The 15,509-nt window shown below is 56.1% G+C and carries 17 protein-coding genes; 1 reads left to right on the forward strand and 16 read right to left on the reverse strand.

Annotated features, from left to right (window positions below):
• Positions 1-103: 103 nt before the first annotated feature.
• The 11 genes from rnc to GJ1_RS09090 all read right to left on the reverse strand — a co-directional run bounded on the left by rnc (position 104) and on the right by GJ1_RS09090 (position 10,497).
• Positions 104-844, reverse strand: a complete 741-nt coding sequence (rnc, locus tag GJ1_RS09040) for a ribonuclease III (protein ID WP_066231369.1) — start codon at positions 842-844, stop codon at positions 104-106.
• 178 nt (positions 845-1,022) lie between these two features.
• Entirely contained in the window at positions 1,023-1,256 is a 234-nt protein-coding gene (locus GJ1_RS09045) for an acyl carrier protein (protein WP_011230691.1), read from the reverse strand.
• Positions 1,257-1,316: 60 nt separating this feature from the next.
• Positions 1,317-2,060, reverse strand: coding sequence for a 3-oxoacyl-[acyl-carrier-protein] reductase (gene fabG, locus GJ1_RS09050; RefSeq protein WP_066231375.1), 744 nt, complete (start codon positions 2,058-2,060; stop codon positions 1,317-1,319).
• A gap of 4 nt (positions 2,061-2,064) precedes the next feature.
• Entirely contained in the window at positions 2,065-3,006 is a 942-nt protein-coding gene (gene fabD / locus GJ1_RS09055; protein WP_066231377.1) for an ACP S-malonyltransferase, read from the reverse strand.
• 20 nt (positions 3,007-3,026) lie between these two features.
• Complete coding sequence (gene plsX, locus GJ1_RS09060; protein ID WP_066231380.1) at positions 3,027-4,010, reverse strand: phosphate acyltransferase PlsX; 984 nt, start codon at positions 4,008-4,010, stop codon at positions 3,027-3,029.
• A complete protein-coding gene (gene fapR / locus GJ1_RS09065) occupies positions 3,994-4,590 on the reverse strand; it encodes a transcription factor FapR (RefSeq protein ID WP_066231382.1) in 597 nt (198 codons plus the stop codon). Before fapR ends, plsX begins: the two co-directional genes overlap by 17 nt.
• A gap of 124 nt (positions 4,591-4,714) precedes the next feature.
• Positions 4,715-6,763 carry an ATP-dependent DNA helicase RecG gene (gene recG, locus GJ1_RS09070; protein ID WP_066231385.1) on the reverse strand — a complete coding sequence of 683 codons (2,049 nt, stop codon included), beginning with the start codon at positions 6,761-6,763 and terminating at the stop codon, positions 4,715-4,717.
• The gene (gene sdaAA / locus GJ1_RS09075; RefSeq protein WP_066231387.1) at positions 6,760-7,644 is read right to left on the reverse strand and encodes an L-serine ammonia-lyase, iron-sulfur-dependent, subunit alpha; all 885 of its coding nucleotides are present in this window, start codon (positions 7,642-7,644) and stop codon (positions 6,760-6,762) included. The genes recG and sdaAA overlap by 4 nt, the downstream gene beginning before the upstream one ends.
• 75 nt (positions 7,645-7,719) lie before the next feature.
• Positions 7,720-8,382, reverse strand: a complete 663-nt coding sequence (gene sdaAB / locus GJ1_RS09080) for an L-serine ammonia-lyase, iron-sulfur-dependent subunit beta (RefSeq protein WP_066231390.1) — start codon at positions 8,380-8,382, stop codon at positions 7,720-7,722.
• A 64-nt stretch (positions 8,383-8,446) separates the two neighbouring features.
• Complete coding sequence (gene fakA / locus GJ1_RS09085; RefSeq protein WP_066231392.1) at positions 8,447-10,117, reverse strand: DAK2 domain-containing protein; 1,671 nt, start codon at positions 10,115-10,117, stop codon at positions 8,447-8,449.
• A gap of 17 nt (positions 10,118-10,134) precedes the next feature.
• Positions 10,135-10,497, reverse strand: coding sequence for an Asp23/Gls24 family envelope stress response protein (locus GJ1_RS09090; protein WP_066231395.1), 363 nt, complete (start codon positions 10,495-10,497; stop codon positions 10,135-10,137).
• Positions 10,498-10,725: 228 nt separating this feature from the next.
• Between GJ1_RS09090 and rpmB the strand changes: the two genes are divergently transcribed.
• Positions 10,726-10,911, forward strand: coding sequence for a 50S ribosomal protein L28 (rpmB, locus tag GJ1_RS09095; RefSeq protein WP_031410471.1), 186 nt, complete (start codon positions 10,726-10,728; stop codon positions 10,909-10,911).
• Between the two features lie 89 nt (positions 10,912-11,000).
• On the opposite strand, the gene spoVM is transcribed toward rpmB, so the two are convergent.
• From spoVM to pknB, 5 genes are all read right to left on the reverse strand, one after another.
• A complete protein-coding gene (gene spoVM / locus GJ1_RS09100) occupies positions 11,001-11,081 on the reverse strand; it encodes a stage V sporulation protein SpoVM (protein WP_033011182.1) in 81 nt (26 codons plus the stop codon).
• Positions 11,082-11,162: 81 nt separating this feature from the next.
• Complete coding sequence (locus tag GJ1_RS09105; RefSeq protein WP_066231398.1) at positions 11,163-11,813, reverse strand: thiamine diphosphokinase; 651 nt, start codon at positions 11,811-11,813, stop codon at positions 11,163-11,165.
• 175 nt (positions 11,814-11,988) lie between these two features.
• On the reverse strand, positions 11,989-12,645 hold the full coding sequence (rpe, locus tag GJ1_RS09110) for a ribulose-phosphate 3-epimerase (RefSeq protein WP_066231400.1): 657 nt from the start codon (positions 12,643-12,645) through the stop codon (positions 11,989-11,991).
• A gap of 2 nt (positions 12,646-12,647) precedes the next feature.
• Positions 12,648-13,529, reverse strand: a complete 882-nt coding sequence (rsgA, locus tag GJ1_RS09115) for a ribosome small subunit-dependent GTPase A (RefSeq protein WP_066231403.1) — start codon at positions 13,527-13,529, stop codon at positions 12,648-12,650.
• Positions 13,530-13,533: 4 nt separating this feature from the next.
• Positions 13,534-15,504 carry a Stk1 family PASTA domain-containing Ser/Thr kinase gene (pknB, locus tag GJ1_RS09120; RefSeq protein WP_066231442.1) on the reverse strand — a complete coding sequence of 657 codons (1,971 nt, stop codon included), beginning with the start codon at positions 15,502-15,504 and terminating at the stop codon, positions 13,534-13,536.
• Between the last annotated feature and the right edge of the window lie 5 nt (positions 15,505-15,509).

Here is a 15,509-nt window from a genome sequence, read left to right on the forward strand (position 1 = left end):
GAAACACCCATGAGCAATGTTTGTTCTCCACCCGAGCATGAAAACAGCAGCTCCATATCCTTGCACTTTCACAGAAAAAAGACTGACGTAACAGCGCCAGCCTTCACTGCTTGTCGGCCGCCCGCAACGTTTCGAGCGCCATTTGCGCCGCATGCTGTTCGGCTTCCTTTTTCGAGCGGCCGACGCCGATGCCGAGCTCTTGGCCGTTTAACGCCACGCGGGCGACAAACTCTTTGTTGTGGGCCGGACCTTTTTCCTCCAAAATGGCGTATTCAAGCGTTCCGTTGCCGTCGCGCTGCACCAATTCCTGCAGCTGGCTTTTAAAATCCATCACATGAGAAAAAGCACCTTCATCAATTTTCGGAAACATCGTTTGCTCCAAAAAACGGATGACCGCGTCCATTCCTTGATCCAAATAGAGGGCGCCGATGAACGCCTCAAAGACGTCCGCAAGCAGCGCCGGGCGCGTTCGCCCGCCGGTCAGCTCCTCTCCTTTGCCAAGCAAGACGAGCTCGCCGAACGACAGGGCGTTGGCGAATTTCACAAGCGACGGCTCGCAGACGATGGCCGCCCTCAGCTTCGTCAATTGCCCCTCGCTCATATGTGGGAACTTTTGAAATAAATATTGAGAAACGGTCAGCTCCAGCACGGCATCGCCCAAAAACTCAAGCCGTTCATTGTCTTCGTGAAGCCGCCGCCGATGCTCATTCACATACGATGAATGGGTGAACGCTTGAATCAGCAGCTTTTCGTTTCGGAAGGTGATGCCGATTTTCTTCTGCAGCTCTTGAAACTTCGCCCGCCTTTTTTCGTGGATGCGCTCTTGATCTTTTTGTTTTGACATAAAAATGCCCTCCGACTTCGTTTCACACCAAAATCGCGATGTTTTCTTCTATTATATCCGTTCGCCGGCCCGCTACGCGAGCGGAAATGGAGCGTTTTTTCTGCACGGCTCGCTGATCTCCCTTAAAAAAGCAGAGAAAGCCCCGTTCGGAGCAACGGGACTTTGCAAAAAAGCGGCATTACAGACGGCTTTTTATGTAGTTCACAGCATCTCCGACTGTGACGATTTTTTCCGCTTCTTCATCGGAAATTTCCATGTTGAATTCGTCTTCAAGCTCCATGACGAGTTCGACGATGTCGAGCGAGTCAGCGCCCAGATCGTCCTTGAACGACGCCTCAAGCGTCACTTGCGATTCGTCAACCCCCAATCGGTCGACGATGATTTTCGTTACGCGTTCCAATACGTCTGCCATTGAGTTCACCTCCCTTCATGATTATAGTCGATTGGTTGAAAAAATACTAGCGCCGTTTTATTATGGCATCACCATGCCGCCGTCGACGTGAAGCGTCTGCCCGGTCATGTAGCTTGCCGCATCCGAAGCGAGAAAAGCGACGACGCGGGCGACGTCATCCGGCTCGCCGAAGCGGGCGAGCGGAATTTGCTTTAACATTTCCGCCTTCAGCTCCGGGCTGAGCGCTTCGGTCATATCGGTCGTAATGAACCCCGGCGCAACGGCGTTGACGGTGATGTTGCGGCTGGCAAGCTCGCGCGCCGCCGTTTTCGTCAGCCCGATGACGCCGGCCTTGGCGGCAACATAATTCGCCTGCCCCGGATTGCCGATCACGCCGACGACCGAAGCAACGTTGATGATCCGTCCATAGCGTTGTTTCATCATCGGCCGCGTTGCCGCCTTCGTACAAAGAAATACCCCTTTTAAGTTCGTGTTAATCACCGCATCCCATTCTTCTTCTTTCATCCGCATCAATAAATTGTCGCGCGTGATGCCGGCATTGTTGACCAAAATATCGAGGCGGCCAAAATGGTCAAGCGTCGTTTTCACCATGCGCTCGACATCCTCGGCGCGGGAGATGTCCGACTGCACGGCGATCGCTTTGCGGCCAAGCGAACGGATGGTCTCGACAACCTCATTCGCTTTCGCCTCGCTGCCGGCATAGTTCACGACGACGTCCGCCCCTTGGCGGGCGAGCTCCAGAGCGACCGCCCGGCCGATGCCGCGCGACGCTCCCGTCACGAGGGCGATTTTTCCTTCCAACATCGCTTTATTCTCCTTTCAGCGCCGCAACGGCCGCCTCCAAGGAAGCGAGGTCGTTCACCGCATAAACGCGGGCGTTGCGGTCGATTTTTTTCACGAGGCCGGACAACACTTTCCCCGGGCCGATCTCCACAAACGTGTCGACGCCAAGCGAAAGAAGCGTGCGCACCGACTGCTCCCAGCGCACCGGCGAGTACAGCTGCTCAATGAGGAGGCGGGCGATGTCGTCTTTTTTCGTCACCGGCTCCGCCGTCACATTGGCGACGACCGGAATGGCGGCGTCACGAATGGCCAAGCTGTCAAGAACGGCTTTCAGTTTTTCCGCCGCCGGCTTCATGAGCGATGAGTGGAACGGACCGCTCACTTCAAGCGGAATGACGCGCTTGGCGCCGCGCTCTTTCGCCAGTCGCCCCGCTTTTTCCACCCCGGCTTTCGATCCGGAGATGACGATTTGCCCTGGGCAGTTGAAGTTGGCCGGCTCGACCGGGTCGCCCTGGGCAGCGATTTCATTTGTCACCGCTTCGATCGCCTCGGCGTCCATTCCCAACACCGCTGCCATCGTCCCTTCGCCGGCCGGCACCGCTTCATCCATCAGCTCGCCGCGGCGGCGCACCGCGTAGACGGCATCGGCAAACGACATGGCGCCGGCGGCGACAAGCGCCGTATATTCGCCTAAGCTATGGCCGGCGACGTAGTCGGCTTTCAGCCCAGCGCCGTCTACAAACTGAAGCAAGGCGATGCTGGCGGCTAGCAGCGCCGGTTGGGCGTTATATGTCAACGTCAGCTCTTCTTGCGGCCCGTTGAACATGAGCTTGGAAAGCGCGAATCCAAGCCGCTCGTCAGCCTCCGCGATGACGGCACGGGCGCGGTCGTCATGCTCGGCGGCGTCTTTCGCCATGCCGACCGTCTGCGATCCTTGGCCCGGAAATAAAAAGGCGATTTTCCCCATTTTGATTCCTCCTTTACCGATTATGCCCGTTCCAGCTCCGTTTTGATCGTACCGATGACATCGTTGGCCACCATCTCGCGCGCTTGGCGGATGGCGTGGAAGATGGCGTTGGCATCGGACGACCCGTGCGCTTTAATGACCGGGGCATTTAAACCGAACAACGCCGCGCCGCCGTACTCCGAGTAGTCCATCATCTTTTTCAGTCCGGCGAGCTTCGGCTTGAGGACAGCGGCGGCCAGTTTCGCCGCGGCGCCGCTTGTCAGCGTCTGCTTAAGCAAGGAAAAGAGCGCCATCGCCGTCCCTTCAATCGTTTTTAACGCGACATTGCCGGCAAATCCGTCAGCGACGACGACATCGGCCGCTCCTTGCAGCAAATCGCGCGCCTCGACGTTGCCGATAAAATGAAGATCCGTTTCTTTCAGCAAGGCAAACGCCCGCTTCACGGTTTCATTCCCTTTTTGGTCTTCTGTGCCGACGTTCAGCAAGCCGATGCGCGGCTTCGCGATGCCCCGCACTTGTTTGGCGTACACATGCCCCATAAGGGCATATTGAAGCAAATGTTCCGGCTTGGCATCGACGTTGGCGCCGACATCTAGAAAGACGAAGCCGCGTCCATCCAACGTCGGCAGCGTCGGCGCGAGCGCCGGGCGGTCGATGCCGTTGATCCGTCCGACGACAAACAGCCCGGCCGCCATGAGCGCCCCTGTATTGCCGGCGGAAATGCAGGCGTCTGCGCGCCCTTCTTTCACTTCTTCCGCCATGCGCACCATCGACGAATGTTTTTTGCGCCGCACCGCCCGCACCGGCTCATCGTCCGCTTCGATCACTTCCTCGGCGTGGATGATCGAAATGCGCTCCCTGTCCGGCAAGTGCGGGCGAATTTTCGCCTCATCGCCGATTAACGTGATATGAATGTCGGAAAAATGCGCAACGGCTCTTGCCGCGCCGAGCACGATTTCGCGCGGGGCGTGGTCGCCCCCCATGGCATCAATCGCGATGTTCATTGCTGTCGCCATCCTTTTTCTCTATGTTTGAGCGATACATTTCAAACGTTCCGGAAAAGACAAGTTCCTGACCGACGTAGCTGTTGACCTCGACAATCGTGCGTCCGTGCGCCGTTTTGCCGGCCACTTTCGCTTTCGCCACGACCCGCTCCCCTTCTTTCACTTGGCGCACAAAGCGGATCGTCGCTTTCGCTGTCAGCGCCAGTTCATCATGGATGACAGCGACGGCGAGCGAGTTCGCCTGAGCGAACAGGTGGTGGCCGCGGGCGATGCGGGTGCGCCGAAAGACGTGCTCTTCTTTCACATCGAAAATCGAAATGGCGCTCGCATCTGGCTCGATGTCAATGATGTCGCCGATCACTTCCTCAAGCGGCAGTGCCCGCACTTTATCGGCGAACGACTGGCGGGCGACATTTTTGATGCGCTCGCGCAGTTCGGGAATCGCCAGCTCAAGCCGGTCAAGCCGGATCGTCTGCACGCTGACGGAAAACTTCTCGGCGAGCTCTTCATCGGTGATAAACGGGTTTTCCCGGATCGTCTCCTGCAGCAGCCGTTGTCGTTCGCGTTTGCTTTTTCTCATCGATTTGTGACACCGTCCAATTTTATGACTAGGTACTAAAGGTAATATATAATATCAAAAAACGAAATGCAAGCAGAAAAAGTGAAAAGCGGCCATCTATTGCTGGCCGCCCCCTTTCTATCTATTAATCCAGCTTTTCCCCATCAAGCACGCCGGACGCTTCGAGCTCGGCGCGCAGCCCGGCGTACGCCTCATCGCGCCAAAATGCGGCCGAGGAAACGAGCTTGACGGCGTCGCGACGGGCGACTTCTAAAATCCGGTAATCATGCACCGGATCGCCGTAGCGGAACTCCGGCAGCCCGCTTTGTTTCGTGCCGAAAAAATCACCCGGGCCGCGCAGTTCCAAGTCTTTTTCCGCGAGCACAAAGCCGTCCGTCGTTTCCGTCATGATGCGCATCCGTTCTTTGCCGACTTCCGATTTCGGGTCGGCGATCAAAATGCAGTATGACTGGGCGTCGCCGCGCCCGACCCGTCCGCGCAGCTGATGGAGCTGGGCGAGGCCAAACCGTTCGGCGTCGTAAATCACCATCACTGTCGCATTCGGTACGTTCACGCCGACTTCCACAACCGTGGTTGAGACGAGCACATGGATGCGGTTTTCGCTGAACGCCCGCATGACGCGTTCTTTTTCATCGGCCGACAGCCGGCCGTGCATCAAGCCGATCTCATATTTCCCGCGATAATAATGGACAAGTTGGCTATGGACATCGATGGCGTTTTGCACGTCCAATTTGTCCGACTCCTCAATGAGCGGACAGATGACATACGCCTGATGGCCGCGGCGCAATTCTTTTTCGATAAAATCAAGCACGCGGGCGAACTGGTTATGCTTCACCCAATACGTCTCGACTTTTTTTCGTCCGGCCGGCATTTCATCGAGCACCGATATGTCCATGTCGCCAAACACTGTAATGGCGAGCGTGCGCGGGATCGGTGTCGCCGTCATCATCAACACATCCGGCGCATGCCCTTTCTCGCGCAAAATGCGGCGCTGCTCGACACCAAAGCGGTGCTGCTCATCTGTAATGACGAGGCCGAGCCGGCGAAACTGCACTCCTTCTTGAATCAAGGCGTGCGTGCCTACGACGATGTCAATCGTTCCTTCTTCCAGTTCGGCGAGCACCTCTTTGCGCCGCTTCCCCTTGACGGAGCTTGTCAAGAGCGCGATGGTCACATCGGTATCGGCAAACAGCTCGGCGAGCGAGCGGGCGTGCTGTTCAGCCAAAATTTCCGTCGGCACCATCATCGCCCCTTGAAACCCGGACAAGGCAGCGGCGTAAAGAGCCACAGCCGCGACGACCGTCTTTCCGGAACCCACATCTCCTTGCAAAAGTCGGTTCATTTGCCGCGGCGAGCGCATGTCCGCCAAAATTTCGCCGATGACGCGGCGCTGGGCGTTCGTCAAGGCAAACGGCAATCCGGAAAGAAAGGACGAAAGCCGCTCTTCGGAAAACGAGTGGACGATGCCGCGCCGCTCATCGCGCATCAGCCGCCGGAGCGCCTGCATTTTCAGCTGATAGAACAGAAACTCCTCGTAGACGAGCCGACGCCGCGCTTGATGCAGCTCTTCGCGCGAACGCGGAAAATGAAGGGCGCGGAGCGCTTCTTGCTTGTCGACGAGACGATAGGCGCGGCGCAAAGCGGGCGGAAGCGGGTCGGGAATGTGCGCGCCAAACTGTTCAAACGCCGCTTTCATAAGCCGGCGCATCGTTTTCACCGTCAGCGGGCTGCGCACCGAGTAAACCGGCTCGATGCCGGTTGTCTCTGGAGCCGGTCCGAACCGGAGCTCGTACGCGTTGATCGTCTGCCGGTGCCGGTCCCATTTGCCAATCACCGTCACCGTTTCGTTCAGGACGATTTTTTCCTTCAAATATGGACGGTTGAAGCAGACGACGGTGATCAAGTAGCGGCCGGCCAACATGCGGAAGGAAAGGCGCGATTTTTTCTTTCCGTAATACGTCAACAGCGGGGCGCTGTACACTTTCCCTTCCACTGTCACCTTTTCCTCATGGCGGACGGCGGCCAAGTCTTTTTGCTCGTAATCGTCATAGCGGTACGGGGCATACGCGAGCAGCTCGCCGACTGTGGCGATGCCGATGTCGGCAAGTGCGGCCGCCGTCTCTTCGCCGATGCCTTTGACCGCCGTCACCGGCTGCTGCATCGCTTCGTTCACTTCGATGCCGCAGAAGCGCCGAAAATGCGGGCCGCAATGGCGCGGCCGGTCGGCGTCGCGGCCAACCCCCCTTGCGCCGTTTCTTTGAACGCCACCGGCATGGCCGCACCGATGCGATACATCGCTTCAATCACTTCATCGCACGGAATGCGGCTTTTAATCCCCGCTAGCGCCATATCCGCAGCGATCATGGCGTTCGCCGCCCCCATCGCGTTCCGCTTCACGCACGGCACTTCGACAAGGCCAGCGACTGGGTCGCATACCAATCCCAGCATATTTTTTAAGGCGATGGCCATCGCTTCGGCCGCTTGGCTCGGCGTCCCCCCAGCCAGCTCGACAAGCGCTGCGGCCGCCATGCCGGCCGCCGATCCAACCTCAGCTTGACAGCCGCCGGCGGCGCCGGAAATCGAGGCGTTGTTGGCGACAACGCAGCCAAACGCCCCGGCTGTAAACAAAAACTCAATCATTTCCATTCTTGTCGGCCGCAGCTTCTCTTTCACGGCAAACAGCGTCCCCGGGACGACGCCGGCCGCCCCAGCCGTCGGCGTGGCGCAAATGACGCCCATCGCCGCGTTCACTTCGTTCGTCGCCATGGCTTTGCTGACGGCGTCCAAAATCGTTTCCCCGGACAAAAAACGGCCGTTCTCAATATAGCGTTGCATCCGCACCGCATCGCCGCCAGTCAGCCCGGAACGGGACGCAACCCCTTGCAGCCCCTTCTCGACGGCGCGCTCCATGACGGCTAGATGGTGGTCCATTTGAGCGATCACCTCTTCCCGGCTTCGCCCGCTCACTTCCACTTCCTGACGGATCATCACTTCAGCGATTTTGACGTTGTCCTTTTCGGCCAACGCCACCAGTTCAGCCACATTGCGAAACATTCCATTCTCACCTGTCCTCTCTCCATCATGACTGCATCTTCTTAGATGCTCACCAATTATGAAACCGATTTCTTTTCAATCAATGAGCTTAGCCACTTGAATGATGTTCGGCAGCTGCTCCAATTCTTGAATCAGATCATCGGTCAACGGCTGGTCGACTTCGATCGCCATGAGCGCTTCTTTTCCTTTCTCCTTGCGCGACACTTCCATATGGCCGATGTTGATCTTGTGTTTCGCCAACACCGAAGCGACCGCTCCAATCGTCCCATACCGGTCGTTATGCATAATGAGCAACGCCGGATGATGGCCGGACAACTTCAAGGCAAACCCATTCAACTCGACGATTTCGATTTTTCCGCCCCCAATCGAAATGCCGACAAGCTCAAGCTCGCCTTTTTCATCGCCAATGTGCAGGCGAGCCGTATTCGGATGATGCGGAATCGCTTCCTCAGCGGAAAACAAAACATCCACTCCTTCCGCACGGACGATCTCGAGCGCATTCGGAAGACGTTCATCAAACGTGTCAAACCCGAGCAGCCCGGCGACAATGGCAACGTCGGTGCCATGCCCCCGATACGTCTCGGCAAACGAGCCGTAAAACGAAATGCGCGCCCATGCCGGTTTTCTTCCAAACAGCTTGCGCGCAACCAAGCCGATGCGCACCGCCCCGGCCGTATGTGAGCTTGACGGCCCGACCATCACCGGGCCAATGATATCAAAGACGCTTTTGTATTTCATTGGCGTGATTCCTCCACAAAACAGAAAAATAGAAGGGAATGCTCCCTTCTATTATTCTAACATATTACTCGACGGAAATGATGAATGGATACAGCGGCTGTTTTCCGTTATGCACTTCCACTTCAACCCCGTCATGTTCTTTTTCCAAATAAGCGACAACCGTTTCCACTTCAGCTTCCGTCGCATCTTCGCCGTACAAAATCGTCACAATTTCACTTTCTTCGTCAATGAGCGCATCGAGCAATTGTTTTGTCACGGCGATCTTGTCTTTGTCAGCAACGATGATTCGGTCATCCAAAAGACCCATGTAATCGCCCTTTTGAATCTCGATGCCGTCAATCGTCGTGTCGCGCACCGAAAACGTCACTTGCCCTGTTTTGACTCGCGACAGCGCCGCCGTCATCGCCCGTTCATTCTGCTCGGCCGATTGCGCCGGTTGAAACGCCAACAGCGCCGCCAATCCTTGCGGGACGGTTTTCGACGGGATGACGACAACCCGCTGTTCGAACAACTCTGCCGCCTGTTTTGCCGCCATCACGATGTTTTTGTTGTTCGGCAGCACAAACACCGTCTCTGCGTTGGCGCGGCGAATGGCGTCAGCAATTTCTTCCGTGCTCGGATTCATCGTTTGCCCACCTTCAATGATGGCGTGCGCGCCGATGCTCCGAAACAGTTCGGCCACGCCGGCGCCCATGGCGACGGCGACGATGCCGTACGGCCTCGCTTTCTCCACGGCTGCGCCAGACGCCGCTTTCGCCTCTTTGCCGACGATGTTGGCATGCTGCTCGCGCATGTTTTCGATTTTAATGTTGATCAAGCTCCCGTAGCGCTGGCCATACGTCAATACTTCTCCCGGCGTTTCCGAATGGATGTGCACTTTGACGAGCTCGTCATCCGCGACAACGAGCAATGAGTCGCCGAACCGGCTTAACTCGCGGCGGAACGTTTCTTCGGAAAACGGGTGCTCGGCCAGCTTGTCCGGCTCAAAGCGGACCATGAACTCGGTGCAGTAGCCAAATTCGATCTCATCCGCATGAATATGGCTTTGCGCGCTTTGATGGTGCACCATTTTCACCAAATCGTCCATCGGCACTTCCGCGCGTGCGGCGCTTGCCGTTTCCCCTTTCAAGGCGGCGAGAAACCCTTCATAGACGTACACGAGCCCTTGACCGCCGCTGTCGACGACACCGACTTCCTTTAAGATGGGCAGCAGCTCCGGCGTGCGTTGGAGCGCGGCTTTCGCCTCAGCAAGCGCCGCTTCCATCACAGCGATGACGTCACGCTCTTTCTTCGCCACCTCCACCGCCTTGTGCGCCGCCTCTCTGGCAACGGTGAGAATCGTCCCCTCGACCGGCTTCATCACCGCCTTGTAGGCCGTGTCCACCCCCGCCTGCAAGGCGGCGGCGAATTCGAAGCTGTTCACTTGTTGTTTGCCTTCCACCGCCTTGGCAAACCCGCGAAACAGCTGCGACAAAATGACGCCGGAATTGCCGCGCGCCCCCATCAGCAGCCCTTTCGCCAGCGCTGCGGCGACGTTGCCGATATGGTCGGAGACGTTCGCCTTCACTTCTTTCGCCCCGGACGTCATCGACAAGTTCATATTTGTTCCTGTATCGCCATCTGGAACCGGAAAGACGTTCAGCGCATCGACCGCCTTGGCGTTGTTCGCCAAATGCGCGGCCCCTTGCTGCACCATATCGGCAAACCGTCTTCCGTCAAGCATCCTCATGGTCACCGGCTAATTCCTCCTTACTACGGGTTCACCACCCGAACCCCTTGAACGTAAATGTTGATCGACTGGACCGCCAGTCCAAGCGTTTGATCGAGCGTGTACTTTACTTTCGACTGCACGTTGTGGGCAACTTCAGAAATTTTCGTCCCATAGCTGACGATAATGTACATATCGATATGTACTTCGCCGTTTTCTTCCCGGACGACAACCCCTTTAGAAAAATTTTCCCGGCGCAAAATGTCCGACAATCCGTCGCGAATCTGGTTTTTCGACGCCATTCCGACGATTCCGTAACAATCGACGGCCGCTCCCCCCGCGATCATCGCAATGACTTCATTGGCCACTTCAATGCGCCCGTATTTCGTTTGCCATTCGATCGACATGCTCGTTCCCCCTTTGCGTATCTCGCACAGCTACCCCTATTGTACTATAACGCTTTCTGTTTTCAAAGCGCTTCCCGGCCGCCCACTAGTATTATTTAGCCGAAAACCGAAATGTATGTCAAGGACTGTTTCTTGAAAGAAGACGTCTCGTCTATTGCAATCCATACGGTTGTATGATAAATTATAATAGTGTTTTTAGAGGGATGTGAAAGCAAGGAGGGAAAAACGATGGCGAAATGCTTTGTGACCGGCAAGAAAAAATCGTTCGGCAACTCGCGTTCTCACGCCATGAACGCCAGCCGCCGCACGTGGAAAGCGAACTTGCAAAAAGTGCGCATTTTAGTTGACGGCAAACCGAAACGCGTCTGGGTTTCGGCGCGCGCGCTGAAATCTGGAAAAGTGAAACGCGTCTAACAGATTAACGAGAAGAAGCCGCTCCAAAAGGCCTGCCCCCTTTTGTTCAGCGGCTCAACAAAAAAAGCACCAAAAATGGTGCTTTTTTCTTATCCTTTTTTAAATGCGTTCAACACCGCCCGCACGATTCCGCCTAAAAATTTCGGCAGCTTGATCGTATAAAACTTCATCCCGATTCCCTCCTCACACCGATCATGACAAGCTTCCCGCCGTTTCGTTATTCAGTATATTCCTTACCGAGCTAAGCGCGACTACGGGCAGCCGGCAAAATCGCTGCTCCTTATCATCATTAATATGCCTTCCGAAAACGAAAAAGTACCAGAAGATTGGATAAGTTCATTACTAATACATAATGTCGAGCCGCGGGAAATATGACAGTTTGTTAACGGATATTTAAATCCGATCAGCGTAAGTTCTGTCACCGTTTCAGAAATCGGGATGTACGATACGTAGCGGTACCGCTCGTCGCGCACGACCGTATGCACACCAGGCAGATGGACGGTGAGCACGTTTTGCCGGTCGATCAGTTCAATCGGCCGCTCAGCATATTTCAGCAACAACTCGACGTTGCCAAACAGATGGTCGAGCCGCCCGCCAGTCGCTCCGAACAGACGGATGGCCCCGTCGGTCTGCTCAACCGCCCAGTCAAGGGCGATCTCCATATCCGTTTTGTCTTTTTCCGACGGCCAAATATCAAGCTCCGGCAACATCTTCTGCAGCCGGGCGACTTCTTCGGATGGCAGCGAATCAAAATCTCCGAACGCCCGCACAGGGTGAAACCCGAAATCAAGCAACGTTTTCGTGCCGCGGTCGACGCCGACCCATTGCACATCGTTCCCGTCATACGAGCGCAAATCGGGAAGAAGGTAGCGCGGACCGCCGCCAACGATATGAATCAACATGCTCCCCCCTTCCGGCTAGGACGAAAACGGCCGTCTTCCACCTTTTTAGCTCATCGCCTTAGCGAGCGAATAAGATGATAAAGGCGGCGCGCCATCCAACCGCTCGCCATGACGTGAATCGCTCCGCTGCCGGCGGCATTTTCATTGCGCAAGCGAGGGCTGCGCTGTCTGCCCGCTACTTGGCGCACGCTTCGCGAAGCGCACGAATGGCGGCGGCTCGGTCCGGTTCGTTGTAAATGGCCGATCCAGCGACAAGCACGTTCGCCCCGGCTTCCACGCAAAGCGGCGCCGTTTCCGCATTGATGCCGCCGTCAACTTCAATGTCGACCTCTTTGTTTTGTTCGTTGGCCATCCGGGCGACCTCACGGATTTTCGGCACGACCGCCGGAATGAACGCCTGTCCGCCAAACCCAGGATTGACCGTCATCAACAGGACGAGATCGACATCAGCGATCACATGGCGGATCATCTCGACCGGTGTATGTGGATTGAGCACGACCCCGGCTTTGACGCCTTGTTCTTTGATGAAATGAATCGTTCGATGCAAATGCACGCACGCCTCCACATGGACAGAAATCAAATCCGCGCCGGCTTTGGCAAATGCCGGAATGTATCGGTCCGGATCGGCGATCATTAAATGGACGTCAAGCGGCAGCTTCGTCACCGGACGAATGGCGGCCACGACCGGCGGACCGAACGTCAAATTCGGCACGAAATGCCCGTCCATGACATCCACATGAATCCAGTCCGCCCCACCCTCCTCAACGGACCGAATTTCCTCAGCCAGGCGGGCAAAATCGGCTGATAAAATCGATGGCGCAATTCGAATCATGTTCAATACCTCGGCTTTCGTTCTTTCATTTCAGCAACAAAACTCAAGTAATGGTCATAGCGGTACAATGGAATCTCCCCCGCCTCAACCGCTTCGCGCACGGCGCATTTCGGCTCGGCGATATGAAGGCAGCCGCGGAATTTGCATCCTTCCCCGTACATCCGGAATTCCGGAAAATAATGCGGCAATTCGTCGAGCTCAATATGATCAAATTCGAGAGCGCTGAACCCTGGCGTGTCGGCGACAAGCCCGCCGGCGACCTCAAGCAGTTCGACATGGCGGGTCGTGTGCCTGCCGCGCCCTAAATGGGTGGAAATGTCGCCTGTTTTCAACCGCAAATCCGGACGGAGCGCGTTCAGCAACGACGATTTGCCCACCCCGGACTGCCCGGCGACGACGGAGACGCGGCCGCGAAGGCGCAACGCCAGTTCATCGAGGCCGCCCTTGGTCACTGCTGACGTTTCGATGACGTCGTAGCCGATGCGCCGGTAATCATGCACGTAGCGGGCGATCTCTTCTTTCGATTCGCCATCCAACAAATCGATTTTGCTGATGACAATGATCGGCGTAATATCTTTCGATTCCACTAAAACGAGAAAGCGGTCGAGCAGCTTGGCGCTGAAATCCGGGCTGACGGCCGAAAAGACTAAAATCGCCTGCTCAACGTTGGCGATCGGCGGCCGCACCAACTCGTTTTGCCGCTCGCAAACCTCCAAAATATAGCCTTCCGTTTCACTCGTCGCCTGGAAAACGACGCGGTCGCCGACAAGCGGCGTCACTTTTTTCTTGCGGAACACGCCGCGCCCGCGGCATTGGAACACGCGGCCTTCGGACAGGACGTAGTAAAATCCGCTTAACGCTTTGATGATTTGTCCTTCCGCCATAGCCTCACTCCTTTTTCCCGTCGTTTTCTGGATATGGGATCGAGCCTTCCTCTTTGACGACGTTGTTGACAATGACGCGGTAATAAGCGGTCTCCCCATATGGAATTTCAAACTCGACCATCTCGGTCGCTGGCGCCGTCAGCCGGTATGTTTTGTATGGCGTTGTCATATTGTGGGCGGCATCTTGGATGTAAAGCTGGGCCTCAACGATTTGCCCGGGCATCGCCGGTTCATACGGAATCGTAATCTCTTTAATCACCGTTTTCGACGGCTTCGGTTCCGGCCCGCGGGAGATGACGACGGTGATGGTCTCGCCTTTTTCCACCTGCTCGTTCGCCGCCGGGGTTTGCGAAATGACAAGCCCTTCCGGCACCTTGTCCGAATACTCATACTTGACGTCAATGCGCAGCCCTTGATCGGCCCCGTAATCGCGCACGCTTTTTTCCGTATACCCGGTTAAATCTTTGACCGTGACTTTCTCCGGTCCGAGGCTGACGGTAAAGACGACTTCCGTTTCATCAGGCGCCACTCGATCGCCGGCATACGGATATTGGTCCAAAATCGTCCCTTCCGGCTTGTCGCTGTAGCGGCCGTTGCGTGTGATGCGGACAAATCCTTCGGCGCGCAGCTCCTCCTCCGCCGCAGCAATATCATCGCCAATGAAGCTTGGAAATTCGATTTTCTTTTTTCCAATGCTTTTATAAATAATGACGCCGGCTCCTTGCTTCACCGTCATGCCGGCTTCCGGATCGGTGCGCACGACTTTTCCCTCTTCTATTTTATCATTTTCTACATCGATCGTATCTTTGATTTCCAAACCGAGCGACGACAGCTGTTCAACCGCCTCATCATAGTCTTTGTTGACCACGTTCGGCATCGTCACTTCTTTTGGAAAAATGAGGTCTGGAATCCATGTGACGGCGCTGACGCCAACGGCGCCGGCAAGCAGCAAAGCGGCCAAAAGCCAGGCGATCCACGCTCGCTTCCGCTTCTGTTTCGGCTCGCCGGCCGCATGAGCCGGTTCGCTCGTTTTTTCCTCGTACACGAGCGTCTCTTGCTCCAACGCCGCGCTTTCTGCCTGTTTTATAATCGGAATGGCTTTCGTCGCTTCCTCGTCATCATCTGGAATGGTGAATTTCGGCTCGTTGCGCCGCCTTGGATCAAGCGCCGTCCGAATGTCCTCGTTCATTTCGCGCGCCGATTGGTAGCGATAAAACGGGTCTTTCGCCGTCGCCTTTAAAATAATGTTTTCCACGCTTTGCGGAATGTCCGGATTCCACGCCTTCGGCGACGGCGTTTCCGTCTGCAAGTGCTTCAACACGATCGAAACGGCTGATTCGCCGGAAAACGGCAGCCGGCCGGTGACGAGTTCAAACATGACAATGCCGAGTGAATAAATGTCCGATTTTTCAGTAGCGATGCCCCCGCGCGCCTGCTCCGGCGACAAATAATGAACCGAACCGAGCACCGAGTTCGTTTGCGTGATCGTCGTGCCGCTCATCGCCACAGCGATGCCGAAGTCGGTCACTTTCACATTGCCGTGCTCATCAAGCAAAATGTTTTGCGGTTTAATGTCGCGGTGAATGATGCCGTTCTCATGGGCATGGGCGATCGCTGATGTCAGCTGGTCCATGATGCGAAGCGCCTGTTCGACCGGAAGGGGAGCGTGCTGCTGGATGTATTGCTTGAGCGTAGCGCCGCGCACATACTCCATGACGATGTAATAGACGCCTTCTTCTTCGCCGACGTCATAAATAGAAACGATATGTTCATGGTTTAAGCTCGTCGCCGCCTGCGCCTCGCGGCGGAACCGTTTGATGAACTGATCATCATTGGCAAAATCGAGGCGGAGCACTTTGACAGCGACATCGCGCTCCAAAATCATGTCGCGGGCTAAATACACGTTCGCCATGCCGCCGCCGCCGATGAGGCTGATGATTTTATAGCGGTCATTCAATCGCTTTCCAATGAGCACGCCGA

It is taken from the genome of Geobacillus jurassicus NBRC 107829 (assembly GCF_001544315.1).
In the GTDB taxonomy this organism is placed as follows: Bacteria; Bacillota; Bacilli; order Bacillales; family Anoxybacillaceae; genus Geobacillus; species Geobacillus jurassicus.

What these genes read in the sequence shown, in the direction of transcription:
- rnc (WP_066231369.1), bottom strand. Translation starts at nt 844, where the DNA reads ATGTCAAAACAAAAAGATCAAGAGCGCATCCACGAAAAAAGGCGGGCG.
- GJ1_RS09045 (WP_011230691.1), bottom strand. Translation starts at nt 1,256, where the DNA reads ATGGCAGACGTATTGGAACGCGTAACGAAAATCATCGTCGACCGATTG.
- fabG (WP_066231375.1), bottom strand. Translation starts at nt 2,060, where the DNA reads ATGTTGGAAGGAAAAATCGCCCTCGTGACGGGAGCGTCGCGCGGCATC.
- fabD (WP_066231377.1), bottom strand. Translation starts at nt 3,006, where the DNA reads ATGGGGAAAATCGCCTTTTTATTTCCGGGCCAAGGATCGCAGACGGTC.
- plsX (WP_066231380.1), bottom strand. Translation starts at nt 4,010, where the DNA reads ATGAACATCGCGATTGATGCCATGGGGGGCGACCACGCCCCGCGCGAA.
- fapR (WP_066231382.1), bottom strand. Translation starts at nt 4,590, where the DNA reads ATGAGAAAAAGCAAACGCGAACGACAACGGCTGCTGCAGGAGACGATC.
- sdaAA (WP_066231387.1), bottom strand. Translation starts at nt 7,644, where the DNA reads ATGTTTCGCAATGTGGCTGAACTGGTGGCGTTGGCCGAAAAGGACAAC.
- sdaAB (WP_066231390.1), bottom strand. Translation starts at nt 8,382, where the DNA reads ATGAAATACAAAAGCGTCTTTGATATCATTGGCCCGGTGATGGTCGGG.
- GJ1_RS09090 (WP_066231395.1), bottom strand. Translation starts at nt 10,497, where the DNA reads ATGTCGATCGAATGGCAAACGAAATACGGGCGCATTGAAGTGGCCAAT.
- rpmB (WP_031410471.1), top strand. Translation starts at nt 10,726, where the DNA reads ATGGCGAAATGCTTTGTGACCGGCAAGAAAAAATCGTTCGGCAACTCG.
- spoVM (WP_033011182.1), bottom strand. Translation starts at nt 11,081, where the DNA reads ATGAAGTTTTATACGATCAAGCTGCCGAAATTTTTAGGCGGAATCGTG.
- GJ1_RS09105 (WP_066231398.1), bottom strand. Translation starts at nt 11,813, where the DNA reads ATGTTGATTCATATCGTTGGCGGCGGTCCGCGCTACCTTCTTCCCGAT.
- rpe (WP_066231400.1), bottom strand. Translation starts at nt 12,645, where the DNA reads ATGATTCGAATTGCGCCATCGATTTTATCAGCCGATTTTGCCCGCCTG.
- rsgA (WP_066231403.1), bottom strand. Translation starts at nt 13,529, where the DNA reads ATGGCGGAAGGACAAATCATCAAAGCGTTAAGCGGATTTTACTACGTC.